Source organism: Bradyrhizobium sp. 190 (assembly GCF_023073415.1).
Lineage (GTDB): Bacteria > Pseudomonadota > Alphaproteobacteria > Rhizobiales > Xanthobacteraceae > Bradyrhizobium.
Window position 1 is genome coordinate 94,627 of the sequence record NZ_JADPJL010000085.1, and the last position, 20,228, is coordinate 114,854.

At 62.4% G+C, this 20,228-nt stretch carries 19 protein-coding genes; 8 read left to right on the forward strand and 11 right to left on the reverse strand.

What is annotated here, in order from left to right; all coding sequences use genetic code 11:
* Positions 1-2: 2 nt before the first annotated feature.
* The 3 genes from IVB22_RS40875 to IVB22_RS40885 are packed head-to-tail and all read right to left on the reverse strand — an operon-like array spanning position 3 to position 2,876.
* Complete coding sequence (locus tag IVB22_RS40875; protein WP_247522789.1) at positions 3-596, reverse strand: Smr/MutS family protein; 594 nt, start codon at positions 594-596, stop codon at positions 3-5.
* Positions 593-2,194, reverse strand: a complete 1,602-nt coding sequence (locus tag IVB22_RS40880; RefSeq protein ID WP_374207863.1) for a murein transglycosylase A — start codon at positions 2,192-2,194, stop codon at positions 593-595. Before IVB22_RS40880 ends, IVB22_RS40875 begins: the two co-directional genes overlap by 4 nt.
* Complete coding sequence (locus tag IVB22_RS40885; protein WP_247522791.1) at positions 2,172-2,876, reverse strand: Tim44/TimA family putative adaptor protein; 705 nt, start codon at positions 2,874-2,876, stop codon at positions 2,172-2,174. The genes IVB22_RS40880 and IVB22_RS40885 overlap by 23 nt, the downstream gene beginning before the upstream one ends.
* Before the next feature lie 437 nt (positions 2,877-3,313).
* On the opposite strand from IVB22_RS40885, the gene secB reads away from it, so the two are divergent.
* Entirely contained in the window at positions 3,314-3,802 is a 489-nt protein-coding gene (gene secB / locus IVB22_RS40890) for a protein-export chaperone SecB (RefSeq protein ID WP_214488193.1), read from the forward strand.
* Positions 3,803-3,837: 35 nt separating this feature from the next.
* On the opposite strand, the gene dnaQ is transcribed toward secB, so the two are convergent.
* Genes dnaQ through IVB22_RS40910 form a run of 4 tightly spaced genes read right to left on the reverse strand, consistent with a single transcriptional unit; the run spans position 3,838 to position 6,642 of the window.
* Positions 3,838-4,536: a DNA polymerase III subunit epsilon gene (gene dnaQ, locus IVB22_RS40895; protein WP_247522792.1), complete on the reverse strand. Its 699-nt coding sequence runs from the start codon at positions 4,534-4,536 to the stop codon at positions 3,838-3,840.
* Between the two features lie 29 nt (positions 4,537-4,565).
* Positions 4,566-5,165: a dephospho-CoA kinase gene (gene coaE / locus IVB22_RS40900; RefSeq protein WP_247522793.1), complete on the reverse strand. Its 600-nt coding sequence runs from the start codon at positions 5,163-5,165 to the stop codon at positions 4,566-4,568.
* 18 nt (positions 5,166-5,183) lie between these two features.
* The gene (locus IVB22_RS40905; protein WP_247522794.1) at positions 5,184-5,792 is read right to left on the reverse strand and encodes a nucleoside triphosphate pyrophosphatase; all 609 of its coding nucleotides are present in this window, start codon (positions 5,790-5,792) and stop codon (positions 5,184-5,186) included.
* A 10-nt stretch (positions 5,793-5,802) separates the two neighbouring features.
* On the reverse strand, positions 5,803-6,642 hold the full coding sequence (locus IVB22_RS40910) for a pyruvate, water dikinase regulatory protein (RefSeq protein WP_247522795.1): 840 nt from the start codon (positions 6,640-6,642) through the stop codon (positions 5,803-5,805).
* A gap of 453 nt (positions 6,643-7,095) precedes the next feature.
* Here IVB22_RS40910 and hemJ point away from each other — a divergent pair, with 453 nt between their 5' ends.
* The 7 genes from hemJ (at position 7,096) to IVB22_RS40945 (ending at position 15,426) form a co-directional block, all read left to right on the forward strand.
* Positions 7,096-7,542 carry a protoporphyrinogen oxidase HemJ gene (gene hemJ, locus IVB22_RS40915; RefSeq protein WP_247522796.1) on the forward strand — a complete coding sequence of 149 codons (447 nt, stop codon included), beginning with the start codon at positions 7,096-7,098 and terminating at the stop codon, positions 7,540-7,542.
* A 259-nt stretch (positions 7,543-7,801) separates the two neighbouring features.
* Positions 7,802-9,067, forward strand: a complete 1,266-nt coding sequence (gene rho, locus IVB22_RS40920; RefSeq protein ID WP_108520089.1) for a transcription termination factor Rho — start codon at positions 7,802-7,804, stop codon at positions 9,065-9,067.
* 299 nt (positions 9,068-9,366) lie between these two features.
* Positions 9,367-10,692, forward strand: coding sequence for a tRNA uridine-5-carboxymethylaminomethyl(34) synthesis GTPase MnmE (gene mnmE, locus IVB22_RS40925; RefSeq protein WP_247522797.1), 1,326 nt, complete (start codon positions 9,367-9,369; stop codon positions 10,690-10,692).
* A 129-nt stretch (positions 10,693-10,821) separates the two neighbouring features.
* A complete protein-coding gene (gene mnmG, locus IVB22_RS40930) occupies positions 10,822-12,705 on the forward strand; it encodes a tRNA uridine-5-carboxymethylaminomethyl(34) synthesis enzyme MnmG (protein ID WP_247522798.1) in 1,884 nt (627 codons plus the stop codon).
* Positions 12,706-12,844: 139 nt separating this feature from the next.
* Positions 12,845-13,543 (forward strand): 16S rRNA (guanine(527)-N(7))-methyltransferase RsmG, encoded by a 699-nt coding sequence (rsmG, locus tag IVB22_RS40935; RefSeq protein WP_247522799.1) that lies wholly within the window; start codon positions 12,845-12,847, stop codon positions 13,541-13,543.
* Entirely contained in the window at positions 13,540-14,391 is an 852-nt protein-coding gene (locus IVB22_RS40940) for a ParA family protein (protein ID WP_247522800.1), read from the forward strand. The genes rsmG and IVB22_RS40940 overlap by 4 nt, the downstream gene beginning before the upstream one ends.
* A 147-nt stretch (positions 14,392-14,538) precedes the next feature.
* Positions 14,539-15,426, forward strand: coding sequence for a ParB/RepB/Spo0J family partition protein (locus IVB22_RS40945; protein ID WP_247522801.1), 888 nt, complete (start codon positions 14,539-14,541; stop codon positions 15,424-15,426).
* A gap of 109 nt (positions 15,427-15,535) precedes the next feature.
* Here IVB22_RS40945 and IVB22_RS40950 read toward each other — a convergent pair whose 3' ends face one another.
* From IVB22_RS40950 to leuS, 4 genes are read right to left on the reverse strand one after another with little or no spacing between them, the layout of a single operon-like run.
* Entirely contained in the window at positions 15,536-15,892 is a 357-nt protein-coding gene (locus IVB22_RS40950) for an ADP-ribosylation/crystallin J1 (protein WP_247522802.1), read from the reverse strand.
* 2 nt (positions 15,893-15,894) lie between these two features.
* Positions 15,895-16,923, reverse strand: a complete 1,029-nt coding sequence (holA, locus tag IVB22_RS40955; RefSeq protein WP_247522803.1) for a DNA polymerase III subunit delta — start codon at positions 16,921-16,923, stop codon at positions 15,895-15,897.
* 5 nt (positions 16,924-16,928) lie between these two features.
* Positions 16,929-17,480, reverse strand: coding sequence for an LPS assembly lipoprotein LptE (gene lptE, locus IVB22_RS40960; protein ID WP_247522804.1), 552 nt, complete (start codon positions 17,478-17,480; stop codon positions 16,929-16,931).
* Positions 17,467-20,103: a leucine--tRNA ligase gene (leuS, locus tag IVB22_RS40965; RefSeq protein ID WP_247522805.1), complete on the reverse strand. Its 2,637-nt coding sequence runs from the start codon at positions 20,101-20,103 to the stop codon at positions 17,467-17,469. Before leuS ends, lptE begins: the two co-directional genes overlap by 14 nt.
* Positions 20,104-20,228 lie beyond the last annotated feature (125 nt).

Below are 20,228 nucleotides of genomic sequence, written 5' to 3' on the forward strand. Positions count from 1 at the left end.
GCCTAAATTCTCGATCTTCGCACCCGGACATACAGGGCGCCCTCGCCGCCATGGCCGATATGGGCTTCCTCGAAGCCGACCACCAGCGAGCGGAATTCCGGCAGGCCGAGCCATTGCGGCACCTGACGGCGCAACACACCACGCTCGGACTCAGCACCCATCTTGCCCTTGCCCGTGATGATGAGCACGAAGGTCAGCCCGTCATGATGGGCGCGCTGCAGGAAACCGAACAGCGCGCGATGCGCCCTCGTCTGCGTCATGCCGTGCAGGTCGAGCCGGGCATCGATCTCCTTTCGCCCGCGCGACAGATGCGACCGCTCGCGGCGGCCGATCGGTGCCAGCGGCGGCGGCTCCGGCTTTGAAGGAGCAACGATTCGTTGCTTCGCGGCGTGCCTCGGCGAAGCGGCGGGTTTCGGCGCGAGTTTGGTATCGTCTTCCGTCGAGGCGACCGACGGTTTCGAGGCGCGGCGCTTGCGCAACGGCTTGACCTGCTTGGCGACGCTCTCCCACAGAGCGCGCTCCTCTTCGCTCAGGCCGCGCTTGCGTCGTGGCGGCTCCGGCAGTTCGGGAATCAAGCTCGACCGCCGGCGTTTCATCGACGATGGCGATAGCGGCGCAGGTGACGCTGATGCGGCTTTACAGAGACCGCTTCAACCTGGGGCCGCGGCTCGGGAAGCGGCACCGGCTTCGCCACCGCAGCCTGAATCGCCGGGGTTTGCGAAGGCACCGCTGCTGGCGACGGCGGTGCTGCCTGACCGGCGGGCCTGGTGTTGGTCGCCGCCGTAACCTCGGGCGGCCTCGCAGCGTTCGTCTGCTCCCTGGACGGATCTTTCAACGGCGCGGTTTGCGGGAACAGTTTGGCGATCGTCTCCGACGGCCGCTCGTCGGGCACCGGCATCTTGCGGCCGCGCGCCACCGGATCGAGGCTCTTCGGCACCAGAATGACGAAGCGCGCATTGTGACGGAGGCGGCCGGCAACCTTGCCGGCTTCGAGACCGGCGCCGAAATAAAGGTCGGCGCGTGCAGGACCGACGATGGCGGAGCCGGTGTCCTGCCCAATCATGAGGCGACGAAACGGCGTCTTCGACAGTTCTGATTCGATCGGCAGTTCGCCCTCGATGAAGAACGGCGTGCCATAGACATGCAGCGATTTGTCAACCGCAATCGAGCGCCCCGGCGTCAGCGGCACGCCCTGGGCGCCGACCGCCTCGTCCTTGTCGGAAAGCTGCACCTCGCGGAAGAAGACGTAGGACTTGTTCTGCCGCCGCAGCTCGTCGGCCTCATTAGGATTCTGCTCCATCCACTCCCGGATCTTCTGCATCGACATCTGATCCTTGGGGATGATGTTGCGCTCGATCAGGATGCGGCCGACCGGCGTATAGGGATAGCCATTATGGGCGTCGTAATTGATACGAACGGTCGATCCGTCGTCGAGGCTGACCCGCGCCGAACCCTGGATCTGCGAGAACAGCAGGTCGGTCTGTTCCTTCAGCCAGCAGATTTCGAGCCCGCGGTCGGCAATCGCACCATCCTCGATCTCGGCGCGATCATAATAGGGCACCAGCTTGCGGCGGCCGATCTTGCGGAACACCTGGCCCTTGTTGGGCAAGCCGGCCGAGCTCTGTGTGGTGCCGCGGACGAACAGATTGGACGGCCGGCGATAGACCGGCACCTTGTAGACCTCGTTCTCCGTCCGCGAGCCGTCGACAATGGGCTCGTAATAGCCGGTGACAAAACCCTCGCCTTCGCCGAGCCGCGAAATGCGCAAGGGCAGAAAGTGTTCTTCGAAGAAAGCCCTGGCCTTCGTGCTATCGGATAGTTCGATGCTCCTGGCGATACGGCAGGGATCGCGCAGCGAGGTACCGAGTGCCTTTGGATCGGAAGGTGGCTTTTGCTGCGCCACTATTGGCCTGCAGCTTACTCTAAACGCCTGGTATGCGGCGAGATGATCGTCCTCGCGCCAGCCCGCGATCTCGGACCAGGCGACCGGTGCATACTGGCCGCCGTTAATCTGAAACGGGAGTTCAAGCTCTGGATATGGCAGCTGTCGGACTGATGGCGGAAGCGGAGGCTTTTGCGAACGCGCATAACGTGCCGCAAGAGCATCTACCGGAGCTAGCGAACACGCCAAAGCGAACACGCCAAACGCGAGCCTCGCAAGGCGTCGCGTCTCAGGCAGCGCTTCCGGTGCCAACCAACTTCCAGTTCGGATCGCGAGAGCTCGAGTCGCGGGCAAATGTCCAGACATCAGTGATATCGGCGACCTTATCGGAATTGCCATCGACGATGGCGCCGGTCTTGTCGCGGGTAACCGAGATCATCTGCGACACGAAGCGAACGGTCAGTTGCGCCGCGCGGTCGCGGGCTTCCGCGCTCACCAGCTCGGCCTTGTCAATCGAAACAAACCGCGTTTCGGTTTTCTGCTCGTGCTTCTCGCGATCCTTGATCACGGCCTCGAAGCTTTCATAGACCTCGCCGGACAAAAGATCCTTCAGGGCGCGGCGGTCGCCATTGGCGAAGGCCAGCACGATCATCTCGTAGGCGCCGCGCGCGCCGGAGATGAAATGCTGCGGATCGAACGAGGAGTCCTGGGCGGCAATGGCATCGAGGCCGGCAGCCAGCGGGGTGCCCGGCTCGGCGACGCCCTTCCAGCGATCGGCCGGCGCGACATCGGCGGTCGGCGCCAGCGGCGCCTGATCGATCACCGCACCGGGCATCGGAACGACATTGTTGTTGTCCTGCGTACGCTGCACGACGTTCGGCGCGGCGCGATCATAGGGCGGCCGTTCGCTCCCGGTGCGCTGTCCGAGGACGCTGCGCAGGCGCAGGAAGATGAAGACCGCCAGCGCCAGGAAGATGATGGTGTAAATATCCACGTCGTATTCGCTTTCTGGTTCTAACGCCGGCAACGGGCCCGGCGGTCGAGCGTTCCCTGATGGGAAGCTCTCTTACGAGTTTTCCCTGAGAACGGCAGAGACATCATCGATTGAGACTGCAGCATGTAGGCATGAAACTACGCCCGGCCAATGGCGCGTTTTGGCGCGGGTGAATTGTAGCGCGTTTTGGGGGCGAGGGGAAACCCGATCCTGTCCGGAAATCACGCACATTCAATTATTTAGGGTACGTATTGAGTGGCCGGCGGGGCCGTATTAGGCATATCTGCCACATTTCGCCAAGGGTCCAGTCGGCCGGGCCGTCGTCCTTGTGGAACGAGGCGGGGCTATGATAGCCACTCGCCCGGAAAAGGCATCCCGCCCATCGAGCGAATTCAGACGAAAACGGGCTCCGCTCGCCAGCTTCAGGAGAGAGTTTCATGACCAACGGCAACGGCGCACCTCCCGAACAGGCCCCTCCCCAGCTCAACGTGCTGGCCCAGTACACCAAGGACCTGTCGTTCGAGAATCCGAACGCCCCCTCCTCGCTGGCACCGCAACAGCAGCAGCCGGCGATCAACATCCAGATCAACGTTTCCGCGAATAATCTCTCGGAAAACGAGTTCGAAGTGACGCTTTCGATCGAAGGCAAGGCTGAAAATGCCGGCAAGGTGATGTTCAGCTTCGAGCTGGCCTATGCCGGCGTGTTCCGCATCGTCAATGTGCCGCAGGAAAACCTGCACCCGCTGGTCATGATCGAGTGTCCGCGGCTGTTGTTCCCGTTCGCGCGCGAAATCATCGCGACCGCGGTGCGCGACGGCGGCTTCCCGCCCCTGATGCTCGATCCCGTCGATTTCGTCGGCCTGTACCGCCAGAATATGGAACGGCAGGCTGCGGCACAGGCCGCTTCCGGCGCGAAGCCGAGCTAAAGCCGAATTCAAGGCAGCCCAGCGGCCAAACGCCGCTAGGCCGCCCCGAGAAAATCGTTCCAGATCGGTTTGTCGCCCAAAGTGGCGATGAAGGCGCGATGCGCGTCGCGGTCCGCCTCGGTGATTCGCGGCGCCAGCGGCACCTCGCGCTGCCGGCGCGGCGTTTCGCCAAATCCGTTGCTGATGGTGACGCGGGTTTCCGACGCCAGGATCAGTTGCGACTGCCGCGCCCCGATCAGGTCGATATAGACTTCGGCCAATAGCTCGGCGTCGAGCAGTGCGCCGTGCTTGGTGCGGCGGGAATTGTCGATAGCATAGCGCGAGCAGAGATCGTCCAGCCGGTTCGACACGCCCGGATGCTTGCGGCGGGCCAGGAGCAGCGTATCCACCAGCCGGTCGCGCAAAATCGGCTGCAGTTTGATGCGGTCAAGCTCGGCATTGATGAAGCTGACGTCGAATGAGGCGTTGTGGATGACGAGCGGCGCGTCGCCGATGAATTCCAGGAACTCCTCGACCACTTCCGTGAACAGCGGCTTGCCGGAAAGAAACTCGCTGGACAGGCCATGCACGGCAAACGCTTCCGCCGGCATGTCGCGCTCGGGATTGATGTAGCGGTGAAAGGTCTGCCCCGTCGGCATGCGGTTGTAGATTTCGATGCAGCCGATCTCGACCAGTCGATCGCCGCGCAGCGGGTCGAGGCCAGTGGTTTCGGTATCGAGAACGATTTCGCGCATGGATGTGAAAGACCGGAGCTTGTTGCGAATCAGGTTCGCCGCTGCGGCATTTTAACGACTTCGGCCAGAATGTCGCGGATTGCTGTGCGCACGGGGTCCAATCCATGCGACGTATCCACCACGAAATCCGCACGCTTGCGCTTTTCGGCGTCGGGCATTTGCCGCGCCAGAATGCCGTCGAGCGCCTCTGACGTCATGGTGCCGCGCGCCAAAATCCGCTCGCGCTGCGTCGCCGGATCGGTAGAGACCACGACGACGGCATCGACGCGTTTCTCGCCGCCGGTCTCGAACAATAGCGGGATATCCATCACCACGACCGGCGCGCCGGACCGTTCGGCCTCGTCGAGGAATTTCTGGCGGGAGGCGCCGAGCATCGGGTGAACAATCTGCTCGAGCTGTTTGATCGCGGCCTGATCATGCACCACTTTGGCGGAAAGTTTGGCGCGATCGACCTTGCCATCGACGGTCGTTCCGGGAAACGCCGCCTCGATCGCGGGTGCCGCCTCGCCTTCATAGATTTTGTGAACGGCGGCATCGGCGTCATAAACCGGAACGCCCGCCTCAGTGAACAGCTTTGCGGTGGTGGATTTTCCCATCCCGATAGAGCCGGTCAGTCCGAGAATGCGCATCAGATCGCCGTTTCCATTCTAGACATTGAGCAGGCCCTCACCGCGCAGGAACGCCAGCAGCGGCAGTAGCGGCAGGCCGAGGATCGTAAAGTGGTCGCCCTCTATGCGTTCGAACAAATGCACGCCCAACCCTTCGAGCTGATAGGCGCCGACGCTGGTCGTGACCGCCTGCCCGGCCTGATCCAGATAGGCTTCGATCTCGCTTTCGTCCAAACGCCGCATCGTCATTCTGGCAACGACGACATTGGAAAACACTATCTTGCCGTCACGGGCAACCGCAACGGCGGAGTGCAGTTCGTGCGTATGGCCGGCAAGCAGGCGCAGTTGCTCTGCGGCCTGCGCGCGGTCGGCAGGCTTGCTGAACAGGCGGCTTCCCAAAGCCAGCGTCTGATCGGCGCCGACAATATAACGGCCGGGATTTTTTGACGATACGAAGCCCGCCTTCTCGCGCGCCAGCAGGCCCGCGATTTCACCCGGCGCGGAAAGGCCGGAATTCTTCTGCAACGCGCGTTCGTCGATATCGGCCGGAACGGCATCGAAGGAAATCCCGGCATTGGCAAGCAACATCTGCCGCGCGCGGCTCTGCGAGGCCAGGATCAGCGGATCTTTTCCACGCCAGATAGTCATCGCGAAAACATCATTCCGGAAGCCGCTGCCGCTGACGATCGGTGAACAGTTTCAGCACGGCGGCAGCCGTTTCCTCGATCGAGCGGCGCGTCACGTCGAGCTGCGCCCAACTGAATTTGGCACTTAGTTTCCGGGCGTAGGCGACTTCATCGGTTACCGCCTGACGATCGATGTATTCATCGTTGGGGGTATCGGCGCCCATGCTTAGCAACCGGTTTTGCCGGACCTGGATCAACCGCTCCGGCGTCGCATGAAGGCTGACGACCAATGGCTTCTTCAACGTCTCCAGCTGGTGCGGCAACGGAATGCCCGGCACCAGCGGCACGTTCGCGGTGCGGACGCCGCGGTTGGCGAGATAAATCGAGGTCGGCGTCTTCGAGGTACGGGACACGCCGACCAGAACCACGTCGGCATCTTCCAGACCTTCGACGTGCTGGCCGTCGTCATGGATCATGGTGTAGTTCAAGGCGTCGATGCGCTTGAAATATTCCGCGTTCAGAACGTGCTGGGCCCCCACCCTGCCCGTCGTCGCCGCGCCGAGATAGGCTTCGAACATTTGCATCACCGGGCCAATAATCGACAGGCTCGGGATGTTGATGTCCCTGCACTTGGCCTCCAGCCGGCCGACCAGATCCTTTTCCAGCAGCGTGAAGAGCACGATGCCCGGCGCCTCCTCGATTTCGTCGAGCACGCGGTCAAGCTGCTTCTGGCTGCGCACCAACGGATAGACATGTTCGACCGCGGTCACGTTGGCGTATTGCGCGGCGACCGCGCGCGCCACCGTGATCAGCGTCTCGCCGGTCGAGTCGGAGACCAGATGAAGATGAAAATAATTGCCGATCGTGGGCACCAGAACCCCTGTGTATCCTGTGAATCCCTGTGGAGCTTGACCAAGATATTTGGCCCTGGGTCGTCACGTCAGGGATAACCCGGACTTTTCTTCACAGGGCTCCCCGAGAGGACAAGTCCACCGGCTCATCGCCATGATAGTGGGAAGGTGTGGATTTGTCTCTTCATAAGCTGGCCACGAAACGGCGCAAGCAATTGATGCGCGTGGCGTTATCAGGATGATGCAATGTCCGGCCGGAATTGGGGACGGCTGTGAACAAGCCTCGCAAACATGCGGGATCGTTTTGTGTGAGTCATAATCACGGTCACTTAGACTCAAACCTAAGATTCTAAAATTATTAGTTTAGAGAAGCGGTGCTTTGCGGATATGTCTTGCGTCCCACGTTGGCAGCGCTTCTTCGCAACGTCGGGATGATCGGAACGTTCCAGAGACGAGCAAGGCCTGGCGACTGCAATGTACGAGTTCACCATCCTCACGGCGTATCCCTGGATCAAGGCGCTGCATGTGATTGCCGTCATCTCCTGGATGGCCGGCATGCTCTATCTGCCGCGGCTGTTCGTCTATCACTGCGAGGCCGAGGTCGGATCGAAGCAGTCCGAGACCTTCAAGGTGATGGAACGGCGATTGCTGAAGGCGATCATCAATCCCGCGATGATCATCACCTGGCTGGCCGGGCTCTATCTGGCCTGGAGTGGGGATTGGTACATATACGGCTGGTTTCACGCCAAACTGACGCTGGTGCTGGTCCTGTCGGGTGTCCACGGTTTTTTTTCCCGCTGGGTCAAGGATTTCGCCGCCGACCGGAATACCAGAAGTCAGAAATTCTATCGTATTATCAATGAGGTACCTACCGTCCTGATGATTTTTATCGTCATCCTGGTGATCGTAAAGCCGTTCTAGGCTTGAGCTTTCCACGATGATCCGGTTTTCCACCTGCTTGCGAAGCGCCGGGCGATTTTCTATATTGTCGAAATCCCACCCCACGCAGGCGGATGTGGTTGCGTTCCGGCTCCTTCATTGGACCGGCCGCCGCATCAGGTTTGAAGCCTCACCGGCGCTTTCCTTGCTTAGACCTGCGGACCTTCCCTTTTTCGTGTCCGCTTTTTCTTCAAGCCACCTCGCACCCCTTCCCTAAAGAACACTCCACAGGACCACCCCAATGCGGGAAATGAAACTCCAGGACCTCAAATCGAAAACGCCGGCCGAGCTCGTCTCGTTCGCGGAAGAGAACGGGGTCGAAAATGCCAGCACCATGCGCAAGCAGGAGCTGATGTTCGCCATTCTCAAGCAGCTCGCGATCCAGGAAATCGATATTATCGGCGAAGGCGTCGTTGAGGTTCTCTCCGACGGCTTCGGCTTTCTGCGCTCGCCCGACGCCAACTACCTGCCCGGCCCCGACGACATCTACGTCTCGCCGTCGCAGATCCGCCGCTTCGGTCTTCGCACCGGCGACACCATCGAAGGCCATATCCGCAGCCCGAAAGAAGGTGAACGCTATTTCGCGCTGCTGAAGGTCAACACCCTCAATTTCGAGGATCCGGAAAAATCCAAGCACAAGGTCAATTTCGACAATTTGACTCCGCTGTTTCCGGATCAGCGCTTCCGCCTCGAGCTCGAGGACCCGACGCGAAAAGACCTTTCTGCAAGGGTGATCGACATCGTTGCGCCCATCGGCAAAGGCCAGCGCGCCCTGATCGTGGCGCCGCCGCGCACCGGCAAGACGGTGCTGATGCAGAACATCGCGCACTCCATCACCGCCAATCATCCGGAATGCTATCTGATCGTGCTGCTGATCGACGAGCGTCCGGAAGAAGTCACGGACATGCAGCGTTCGGTGAAAGGCGAGGTGGTGTCGTCCACCTTTGACGAACCCGCCGTGCGTCACGTCCAGGTCGCCGAGATGGTGATCGAGAAAGCCAAGCGGCTCGTCGAGCACGGTCGCGACGTGGTCATCCTTCTCGACTCGATCACCCGTCTGGGCCGCGCCTACAACACCGTGGTGCCGTCATCCGGCAAGGTGCTGACCGGCGGTGTCGACGCCAACGCGCTGCAGCGGCCGAAACGATTCTTCGGCGCCGCGCGAAACATCGAGGAGGGCGGTTCGCTTACGATCATCGCAACCGCGCTGGTCGATACCGGCAGCCGCATGGACGAAGTGATCTTCGAAGAATTCAAGGGCACCGGTAACTCCGAACTGATTCTCGACCGCAAGGTCTCGGACAAGCGGACCTTCCCGGCGATCGACATCTCGCGCTCCGGCACCCGCAAGGAAGAGCTCATCACCGATCCGCAACTCCTGAAAAAGATGTACGTGCTGCGCCGGATCCTCAATCCGATGGGCACCATGGACGCGATCGACTTCCTGCTCGACAAGCTTCGCAACACCAAGAACAACTCGGAGTTCTTCGACTCGATGAACACCTGAGCCGCCAGGCTGGGCTTTGGGAGAGGGCGCCTCGCACCGCGGGGCGCCTTTTTCATGTTGCGAGCGTCGCTGCGAAGCGAATGCAGCAACGGATGATTTGCCTTAGTGATTAGTTAACCATCTAACATACTGAATTTTATATTCTTTATTTGAACCTCGGCGTCCGGGGGAGGGCGCCTCTCCGGATTTTGCAGCATTTTTTGCCGCGCCGGTCCGCGGTAGAGCCGCGATATGGCCTGCGCGTTCAGGCTTCGAATCGAATCGCGTTGCCTTTTCAAAACCTCCCGCACAAATAGGCCATGCATCCGCGGGATCAGACCATTTTCGCATTGTCGTCCGGCCGGCCACCGAGCGCGATCGCCTTGGTGCGCGTCTCGGGACCGCAGGCTGGAAAGATCGTGACGGCGCTGGCCGGCAAATTGCCGCCGCCGCGAATGGCCACCCGCACACTGCTTCGGGATGTCGGCCAGCGGCCGATCGACGATGCGGTGGTGCTGTGGTTTCCAGGCCCGGCCAGCGCGACCGGGGAAGACGTCGCGGAGTTTCACGTCCATGGCGGACGCGCGGTGTTGGCCACCTTGTTCGCCGCGCTCTCCGCATTGGAAGATGTTCGACCGGCCGAGCCTGGGGAATTTACCCGGCGCGCTTTCGAGAACGGCAAGCTCGATCTGACGGAGGCCGAAGGTCTCGACGATCTCATTCATGCCGACACCGATCGGCAGCGGCGCCAGGCGCTGCGCCAACTGAAGGGACTGCTTGGCGACCGAGCGCGCGACTGGCGCGCGCGGATCATCGAAGCGTCTGCGTTGATCGAGGCCGGGATTGATTTTTCGGACGAGGGCGACGTGCCGGCGGAATTGATCGCGCCGGCGATGGCGAAGGTCAAAGTGCTGCTGGCCGAGATCGAGGAAGTCCTGGCGGGGCAGGGGCGGAGTGAGCGGCTTCGCGATGGTCTCGTCGTCGCGATCGCCGGCCCGCCGAATGTAGGCAAGTCGACGCTGATGAATCAGCTCGCGCGCCGTGAGGTCGCGATCGTGTCGCCACATGCCGGCACCACGCGCGACGTCATCGAGGTACAGCTCGACCTCGATGGTTATCCGGTGACGGTGATCGACACCGCGGGCATTCGGGAGACCGATGACCCAGTAGAGCAGGAGGGTGTTCGCCGCGCCCGTGTCCGGGCGGCTGATGCGGACCTCGTGCTGTGGCTGGCGGACTCGTCAGGAGTCGAGACCGAGAGGACCGCACCGATCTGGCTGGTGCGCAACAAGATTGATCTCGAGATGGCCGGTCGGCCATTGGCAGAGTCGGCCGAAGGCCGTGCCTTCCAGATTTCGGCGAGTCGCGGCGATGGCGTGCCGGAGCTGATCGCGGCGTTGGTCGGTTTCGCCCAGCGCTACTTTGGCGGCACCGAGGCCGGACTGATCAGCCGCACCCGTCAACGGAAACAGCTGCAGGAGACGGCGGCTTCACTACAACGCTGTATCGCGGTGGTCGGGCAGGGCGAGGAGCTGGCGGCGGAAGAACTCCGGACGGCGACACTTTCGCTGGGAAGGTTGCTCGGGCGCGTGGATGTCGAAGACATTCTCGACGTCATCTTCCGGGAGTTCTGCGTAGGTAAGTGACGTTTGCTTACCTTTTGCTAACCATGTTTCACGTGAAACAAGGGCCCGGGCGAATCCCGTGTTTCACGTGAAACACTTTCCTCAAACTTCTGCTTTCGGGTCCAACGACTCCGGGATAGAAGTCCCCGCATGCTTTCCCAAGCGGACTCTTTCGACGTCATCGTCATCGGCGGCGGCCATGCCGGCTGCGAAGCCGCGAGTGCCGCTGCGCGGATGGGTGCCAAGACTGCGCTGGTGACTCACAAGTGCGCCACCGTCGGGGCCATGTCCTGCAATCCCGCCATCGGAGGTCTCGGCAAGGGTCATCTGGTCCGCGAGGTCGATGCCTTGGACGGCCTGATGGGCCGCGTGGCTGATGCCGGTGGGATTCAGTTTCGGATGCTGAACCGCCGCAAGGGTCCGGCGGTCCGCGGACCACGGGCCCAGGCGGACCGCAAGCTTTACGCCGCCGCCATGCAGGCCGCGATCCGGGAGACCGCCAATCTCTGTGTGATCGAAGGCGAGGCGGATGATCTGATCGTCTCGAACGGCCGAGTCACCGGAATTCGCTTGGGCGACGGCCGCCAGTTGAATGCGGGTGCGGTGGTGATCACCACCGGGACCTTCCTGCGTGGTCTGATCCATCTCGGCGAGAAGAACTGGCCGGCCGGACGGGTCGGGGAGGCGCCGGCGATGGGGCTTTCAGCCTCGTTCGAACGCGCCGGTTTTACGCTGGGCCGTCTGAAGACCGGCACGCCGCCGCGGCTCGATGGCACGAGCATCGACTGGTCCGCCGTTGAAATGCAGCCCGGCGACGATCCGCCGGAGCCGTTCTCGGTCATGACCGATCGGATTACGACGCCGCAGATCCAGTGTGGGATCACGCGGACGACGCCGGCGACCCATGAAGTCATCCGGGCCAACGTGCACCGTTCGCCGATGTATTCCGGCCAGATCAAGAGCAGCGGTCCGCGCTACTGTCCCTCGATAGAGGATAAGATCGTCCGGTTCGGCGATCGCGACGGCCACCAGATCTTCCTGGAGCCGGAGGGACTCGACGACTCCACGGTCTATCCCAACGGCATCTCGACCTCGCTGCCGGAAGAAGTTCAGCTCGCGATCCTCGCGACCATTCCCGGACTTGAGCAGGTGAGGATGGTTCGGCCGGGCTATGCCATCGAATACGACCATGTCGACCCGCGCGAACTTGAGCCGACGCTGCAGACCAGGCGCCTGCCGGGTCTCTTCCTGGCCGGACAGATCAACGGCACTACCGGATATGAGGAGGCGGCGGCTCAGGGAATAGTCGCGGGCCTGAACGCGGCATTGGCAGCAGGAGGCGCCGACCCGATCGTGTTCGATCGGGCGGATGGCTATCTCGGCGTGATGATCGACGACCTCGTGACCCGAGGGATATCAGAGCCGTACCGGATGTTCACCTCGCGGGCGGAGTATCGTCTGACCTTGCGGGCCGACAATGCCGACCAGCGTCTGACCGATAAGGGGATCGCCTTGGGCTGCGTCGGGCAGGCGCGCTCGCAGCGACACGCGACGAAGATGGCCGCGCTAGCTGCGGCGAAGGCATTGGCAAAGTCGCTGACGATGACTCCCAACGAAGCAGCCAAGCATGGCCTGGCTCTGAACCGGGATGGCCATCGGCGTTCGGCGTTTGAGTTGCTGGCCTATCCCGAGATCGAATGGGACGTGCTGCGCGGCATTTGGCCGGAGCTGTCGGCCGTCGATCCATCCATCGCCGTGCATCTCGAGATCGACGCCAAGTACGATGTCTATCTCAAGCGTCAGACCGCCGACGTCGATGCCTTCAGGCGCGACGAGGGGCTGGTCCTGACCGACATGGACTATGCCGATGTGCCCGGTCTTTCCAACGAGGCGCGCTCAAAGCTAGAGGCGGCGCGGCCGCGGACGGTGGGGCAGGCGGGACGGCTTGATGGTTTGACACCGGCAGCGCTGGGCATCCTGGCGGCGTATTTGCGTCGTGAGGCGCGGCGGAAGACTTCGAAGGCGACGGCTTAAGAATCTGTTTCACGTGAAACGTTGATGTAGGATGGGTTGAGCGAAGCGATACCCATCGCCCAAACGTGCGGGGCGTTGATGGGTATCGCTTCGCTCCACCCATCCTACGATTCGAAGACGACGGACAGCGAGACCGCTCATGGCGAAAGCCGCCGGCCAAGCCACCACGCCGACCATGCCATCCGACAAGACCGCTGCTTTGGCCCTCACCCCCGTTTCACGTGAAACGGAGGCACGGCTTGATCGCTACGTCGGCCTCCTCGTGGAGTGGCAAGCCAAGACCAATCTCGTCGCGCCGTCGACGCTTCCGCATCTCTGGACCCGACACGTTGCCGATTCGCTCCAGCTTCTGAGTCTGGCCTCATCCGCGAAGATCTGGGTCGACCTCGGCAGCGGCGGCGGCTTTCCGGGTGTGGTCCTGGCCTGCGCTTTGGCCGAGACGCCGGGCGCCAATGTCCATTTAGTCGAGCGCAACGCCAAGAAGGCGGCGTTTCTGCGTGAGGCAGTCCGCGTAACTTCCGCGGCTGCGACCGTGCATTTGGCTGGGATCGGGGATATTGTGGATAGAATCGGTAGCCGCGTCGATTGCGTCACTGCGCGGGCGCTGGCTCCGTTACATCAGCTTGTCGGTTTCGCGGAACCGTTTGTGAGCAACGGCGCGAAAGCGTTGTTTCTTAAGGGTCAAGATGTAGAGGTCGAATTGACCGAGGCCACTAAATATTGGAATATTGAACCGCGACTCCATTCCAGCCGCACGGGCGGGCACGGCTGGATCGTCGAACTCGATCGGATCGAGCGGCGCAACTCCTCCGCGATCACAGATGGCGATCGGGCATGAGCGAATTAGACGAGCTATATCAAGAGGATAGGGAGCCAACTCCACCGCCTCATCCGCGTATCCTGTCGCTGGCCAACCAGAAGGGCGGCGTCGGCAAGACCACCACAGCGATCAATCTGGGCACAGCACTCGCCGCGATCGGCGAGCGCGTGCTGATCGTCGATCTCGATCCGCAGGGCAATGCTTCAACCGGTCTTGGCATCGACCGCCGCAACCGCAACTGCTCGACCTACGACGTGCTGATCGGCGAAGCGCCGCTGCGCGACGCCGTAGTCGCCACCGCGGTGCCGCGGCTGCACATTGCCTCCTCGACCATGGACCTGTCGGGCCTCGAGCTCGAGCTCGGCGCGACGCCCGGCCGCGCCTTCCGCCTGCGCGATGCGATCGCCGCGCTGAACAAGAACGCGGCGCCGGACACCGAATACACCTATGTGCTGATCGATTGTCCGCCCTCGCTCAACCTTCTCACCGTCAACGCGATGGCGGCGTCGGATGCGATCCTGGTGCCGCTGCAATGCGAGTTCTTCGCGCTCGAAGGTCTGTCGCAATTGCTGCAGACGGTGGAGCAGGTGCGCTCGACGCTCAATCCGAACCTGTCGATCCACGGCATCGTGCTGACCATGTTCGACTCGCGCAACAATTTGTCGAACCAGGTTGTCGCCGACGTGCGGCAGTTCATGGGCGGCAAGGTCTACGACACCATGATCCCCCGCAACGTGCGTATCTCCGAGGCGCCGTCCTACGGCAAGCCGGTGCTGGTCTACGATCTCAAATGCGTCGGCAGCGAAGCGTATCTCAAGCTTGCGACGGAAGTGATCCAGCGCGAGCGCGAGCTGAGGACGCATTAGCGGGCGTAGGGTGGGCAAAGGCGCCTTCGCCGCGCCCACCATTATGTCTGTCGCGAAAATCGGTGGGCACGCTTGGCTTTGCCCATTCTACAGGCAACCGAATTTTGTTCCGGAGTAGCGTAAGTGAATCCTAGGGAGTTGGCGGCGATGGCCGACGAAACGCGTTCGCGACTGGGTCGTGGTCTCGCAAGTCTGATCGGGGATGTCGGCGGCGAGGCGGCGCATGTCGAACGGCCGCGCAATCAGCGCAAGGTGCCGATCGAATTTTTGAAACCAAATCCGCGCAACCCGCGCCGGACCTTTTCCGATACCGAACTCGGCGAGCTCGCCAGTTCCGTCAAGCAGCACGGCGTGATCCAGCCAATCGTGGTGCGGCCGGTGAAGGGTTCGCAGGATCGCTACGAGATCATCGCCGGTGAACGCCGCTGGCGCGCCGCGCAACTGGCCAGTTTGCACGAGGTGCCGATCGTCCCCATTGAGGTCAGCGACAGCGACGCGCTCGAGATCATGATCATCGAGAACGTGCAGCGCGAAGATCTCAATGCGATGGAAGAGGCGCAGGGCTATCACGCGCTGGCCGACGAGTTCAAACGCAGCCAGGAAGACATCGCCAAGGAAGTCGGCAAGAGCCGCAGCCACGTCGCCAACATGATGCGGCTGACGAAATTGCCGGCGGAGGTGCAGGCTTTTATCGCCAACGGCCAATTGACGGCAGGCCACGCCCGCGCCCTGATCGGCGTGCCCGATCCGCTGGCCGCGGCGAAACGCATTGTTGAGGAGGGCCTCAACGTGCGCCAGACCGAAGCGCTGGCACATGAGGAGGGCGTCCCGGAACGCAAGCCGCAGAAGGCGCGTAGCGGCGGCGGCGGGAAGGTCAAGGATCCCGACACGATCGCACTGGAAAAGCGTGTCAGCGATGCACTCGGTCTTGCCGTGACCGTCAATCATCGCGACCCAGGCGGCTCCGTCCAGATCAGCTATCGCAATCTCGAACAACTCGACGAGGTGATGCGGCGGCTGGCGAAGGGGAATTGACGGGCGCACCTACTTTGCATGGGGTTGTTTTCGCGATTTTGTTTCCGACGCGCCCCGCGCACCGGCGCGATAGCCGTCTGGCGAAGGGGAGCTGAGAGAGAGCGAATCATCAACGAAACTCCGCGACGACCTCGATCTCGCCCACGATGGCCTCGTTGAAGGCAGTCATTTCCTCGGCCGGAATCCAGTACTCCAAATGCGTGGAGCCGCCGGCTTTTTGCACGCGGTAGTTTTCCAGGAAATTGCGCCTGACCTCAAACCGGGTGACGTAGCCGGAGCCGCTGGCCGGGACGTTCCAGTCGCGGGCAATCTTCACCGCATATTCTTCAGACAGCACAGGATAGAAGATCGGCTGTTCCGGAAGCCGTGGCGGGAATGCGCGCATTCCGCTCTTTCGGATCAATTCCAGCTCGACCGGTCCAACCGGGCGCCAAAGAGTTACGACGTCTGCAGGCTCGCCCGGCATCCTCACCCTCGCCGCTTCGCGTTCGCGGCAATCGACAGCAAGGTGCGCAGCCCGATGGCGGAGGCCAGCGATGCCTGCTTGCGCATGTCGAGTGCGGCGGTCCCGAGCTGATCGATGATGGCGACAAGTCGCGCCGCGCTGAAATTGCGCAGCGCGATTTCGACGGCGCCCTTGCGCGAGAAATGCAGGCGCGGATATCCGCTTTCGAGCAAGGTCGAGACTGGCGTACCTTCGGCCACCGCAAGCGCCGATTTGTGCAGCCACGCCGCCTGGCGCTGCGCGGCCGAGATGATCACGCCGGGATAGGTGCCGGCGACCATCGCCTTGGCAAATTCGCTTTCGACCAGATCCGGCTTGCCGGCAAAGGCGCCATCCACGATCGGGTCCAGCTTCAGCTCGGACGCGTCGGACACAACGGTCATGACATCGTCGAGCGCGATCTCGCCCTTGCCGTGGGCGTAGAGTGCCAGCTTGCGAAGCTCGTTGCGCGAGGCCTGGCGGTCGCCGCCGAGCAATGACATCAGCACGGCGCGAGCGTCAGCGGCGATGCGCAAATCGGAAGACCGCAGTTCCTCATCGATCAATCTGGCCAAGTCGCGCTCGGTGTCGGGATAGCAGGCGATGGCGACCGCGGTCTTGGCGCGCTCGCAGGCCTTGCGTAGCGGCGATTCCGGCCGCAGCTCGCCGGCCTCGATCACGATGCGGCAATCCTTCACCGGCGAATCAGCCAGCGTGTCGACGCCGCTGGCAAAACTGCGGGAGCCGGCGCGCACACGAATGGCGCGGCGGCCGCCGAACATCGGGATCGTCATGGCCTCGTCGACCAGCCGCGATGGTTCGGCCGACAGCTCATCGCCATCCAGCCGCACCAGCGAAAAGGGATCGTTGGGGTCATCGACGGCGGAAGCTATCAGCGCGTCGGCGCGCTCGCGGACCAGGCCGGCATCCGGGCCGTAAAGCAGGATGATGGGGCGGCCGGCATCGGGCCGGGCGAGAAAAGCGTCGATATCTTTTCCGCGGAGCGCGACCAACGGGATCAGGTGCCGGCGTAGAAGTAGGACGCCAGCCGGGTCTGGATGTTTTCCGCAATTTCGTTGGCGGCGCGATCCTCGGCGTCGCGGAAGGCGCGGGCGCGGGCGAAGCGCTGCAACTGGCCGGGGATGTCATAGGACACGCGGGAGAAGGTCGTGCCCGTCATGACCGACTTGTTGGTTGCGAGGTCGATCAGATTGTACTGCGCGTCGATGCCGTAATTCTCGCTCGACGGCAGCGCCGTGGCGGGATCGAGCATCAGCGAGGAGCGCGAACTGGTAAAGCGCAGCACCAGCCGATGCGTCGGCGGCATGCCGGTGGCGTTGCCGTAGAGCTTGAACGCCAGCGCGTTGCGGATCTCCACCTGGATCCGGGCCTCGCGGGAGGCATTGGGCTTGTCCACCGGCGGGATTTCCACGCCCATCAGCTTTTCGCGCAGGCCGGGCTTGCCATCGTTACGTTCGGCATACATCGGCTGGAAGCAGCCGGCCGTAAGCGCCGCCAGAGCGGCGACGGCGATGAGCCGAACGGCGATCCGGGTCCTAGCCAACGACATTCACGATCCTCATGGGAACTACGATTACCTTGCGGACGGCCTTGCCGCCGAGAGCGAGTTTTACCGCATCGAGCGCCAAAACGGCAGCCTCAATTTCCGGATTTTGGGCGACCCGTGGCACGGTAACATCACCCCGTTTTTTGCCATTGACCTGGACCACCAGCGTCACGGTGTCTTCAACCAGCAAATCGCGTTCGATTTGGGGCCAGTTGGCCTCCGAAATCAACCCGGGCTGCCCCAGGACCTGCCAGCACTCCTCGGCCAGGTGCGGCATCATCGGCGCGAACAATTGAACGAGGATGACGGCGGCCTCAACCAAGGCCGTGGAGACGTCAAAATCTGGCCCTTCATCATTCGGGCCAAAGGCCGCCCGATGCTCCTCGTCAAGCTTGTTTACCAGATCGTAGATATTCGCGACACAGACGTTGAAACGAAGGCGCCGGATGTCCTCGCCGTATCGGGCCAGAGCGCGATGGGCCACTTTCCTTATTCGGGTGGCATCCGGACCGAATGGCTGGGTGGGGGCCTGAACACTGGGCAGCAGGTCTGCGATTTCGTTGGTCAGCCGCCACAGCCGCTGCACGAAACGGTTGGCACCGCGTACACCTTCCTCGCTCCAGATCACGTCGCGGTCGGGTGGCGAATCCGACAGCATGAACCAGCGCGCCACGTCGGCGCCATAGGCGGAAATTATCTCGTCGGGATCGATCGTGTTGCGCTTCGACTTCGACATTTTCTCGATCGCGCCGATATTGATGGCTTCGCCCGAGGTCAGCAGCGTCGCGCGTCGATCAGCGCCAGTACCCTCGATTTTTACTTCCGCGGGCGTGACGTAGGTGTCGTCGGCCTTCTGATAGGTCTCATGCACCACCATGCCCTGGGTGAACATGCCGGCGAACGGTTCGTCCATGGCGATATGGCCGGTGGCCTTCATCGCGCGGGTGAAGAAGCGGCTGTAGAGCAGGTGCAGGATCGCGTGCTCGACGCCGCCGATATACTGGTCGACCGGCATCATCCGGTTCGCCACATCGGGCGTGGTCGGCGCTTTCTCGTTCCAGGGATCAGTGAAACGCGCAAAGTACCAGGACGAATCCACGAAGGTGTCCATGGTGTCGGTTTCGCGTTGGGCCTTAGCCCCGCATTTCGGGCAGGTGACGTGCTTCCAGGTCGGGTGATGGTCGAGCGCGTTGCCGGGCCGGTCGAACGTCGCGTCCTCCGGCAGCACCACCGGCAACTGATCGTCGGGCACCGGCACGACGTCGCATTTCGGGCAGTGGATCACCGGGATCGGGCAGCCCCAATAGCGCTGCCGCGAAATGCCCCAGTCGCGCAGGCGGAAGTTTACCTGCCGCTCGCCGACCGGCACGTTGCCACGCATCTCATTTTCCAGCCGTTTTGCGATCTCTTCCTTGGCCTGCTCGATGGTCATGCCGTCGAGGAAGCGGGAATTGATCATGCGGCCGTCGCCGTCATAGGCGGTGTCCGTGATGAAGAAGGTTTTTGGGTCCTGGCCCTCGGGGCAGACCACCGGCGTCACGCCGAGCCCGTATTTGTTGACGAAATCGAGGTCGCGCTGGTCGTGCCCCGGGCAGCCGAAGATGGCGCCGGTGCCGTATTCCATCAGCACGAAGTTCGCGACATAGACCGGCAGCTTCCAGCTCGGATCAAACGGGTGAACGGCCTTGATGCCGGTATCAAAACCCTGCTTCTCGGCGGTGTCGATGATCTCCTGCGCGGTGCCGATCTTTTTCACGTCCGCGATGAACTCGGCCAGCTTCTGATTCTTCGCGGCCGCCGCCTGCGCCAGCGGGTGATCCGCCGCGATTGCCATGAACTTGGCGCCGAACAGCGTGTCGGGTCGCGTCGTGAAAATCTTCAGCTCCGACTCGCCCGCGGGTGTCGTCGCGGGGTCGAGCGCGAAGCGCAACAGCAAGCCCTCGGAGCGGCCGATCCAGTTGCGCTGCATCAGCCGGACCTTGTCGGGCCAGCGGTCCAGGCTATCAAGCGCGTCCAGCAGTTCCTGCGAGTACTTCGTGATCTTGAACACCCACTGGTTCATCTCGCGCTGCTCGACCACGGCGCCGGAGCGCCAGCCGCGGCCGTCGATCACCTGCTCGTTGGCGAGCACGGTCATGTCGACCGGATCCCAGTTGATCTTGCGCTTTTCGCGCTCGGCGAGGCCCGCGCCCAGGAAATCCAGAAACATCTTCTGCTGATGCTTGTAATAGCTGGGATCGCAGGTCGCGAATTCGCGTGACCAGTCGAGCGAGAGCCCCATGGTCTGGAGCTGCTTCTTCATCGCTGCAATGTTGTCGTAGGTCCAGGCCTTGGGCGCCACCTTGCGCTCGATCGCGGCGTTCTCCGCGGGCAGCCCGAAGGCGTCCCAGCCCATCGGGTGCAGCACGTTGTATCCTTGGGCCCTCATGAACCGCGCCAGCACATCGCCCATGGCGTAGTTGCGGACGTGGCCCATATGGATGCGCCCGGACGGGTAGGGGAACATCTCAAGCACGTAATATTTCGGCCTGGAATCGTCGTTCTTGGAGGCGAAGATCGCCTTTTCGTCCCACTGGCGTTGCCAGCGCGGCTCGGAATCACGGGCGTTGTAACGTTCGGAGGTCATGGAATCGCAGGGCTTTTTGTGGATTCGGGTCCCGTCCAGAGGACGGCGGACTAGGCCACAAAAGCGGCTGCGGGGTCAACGGGTTGGGGCATTGGGAACAGCCATTTGGTCGGCGGGCGAGGGTG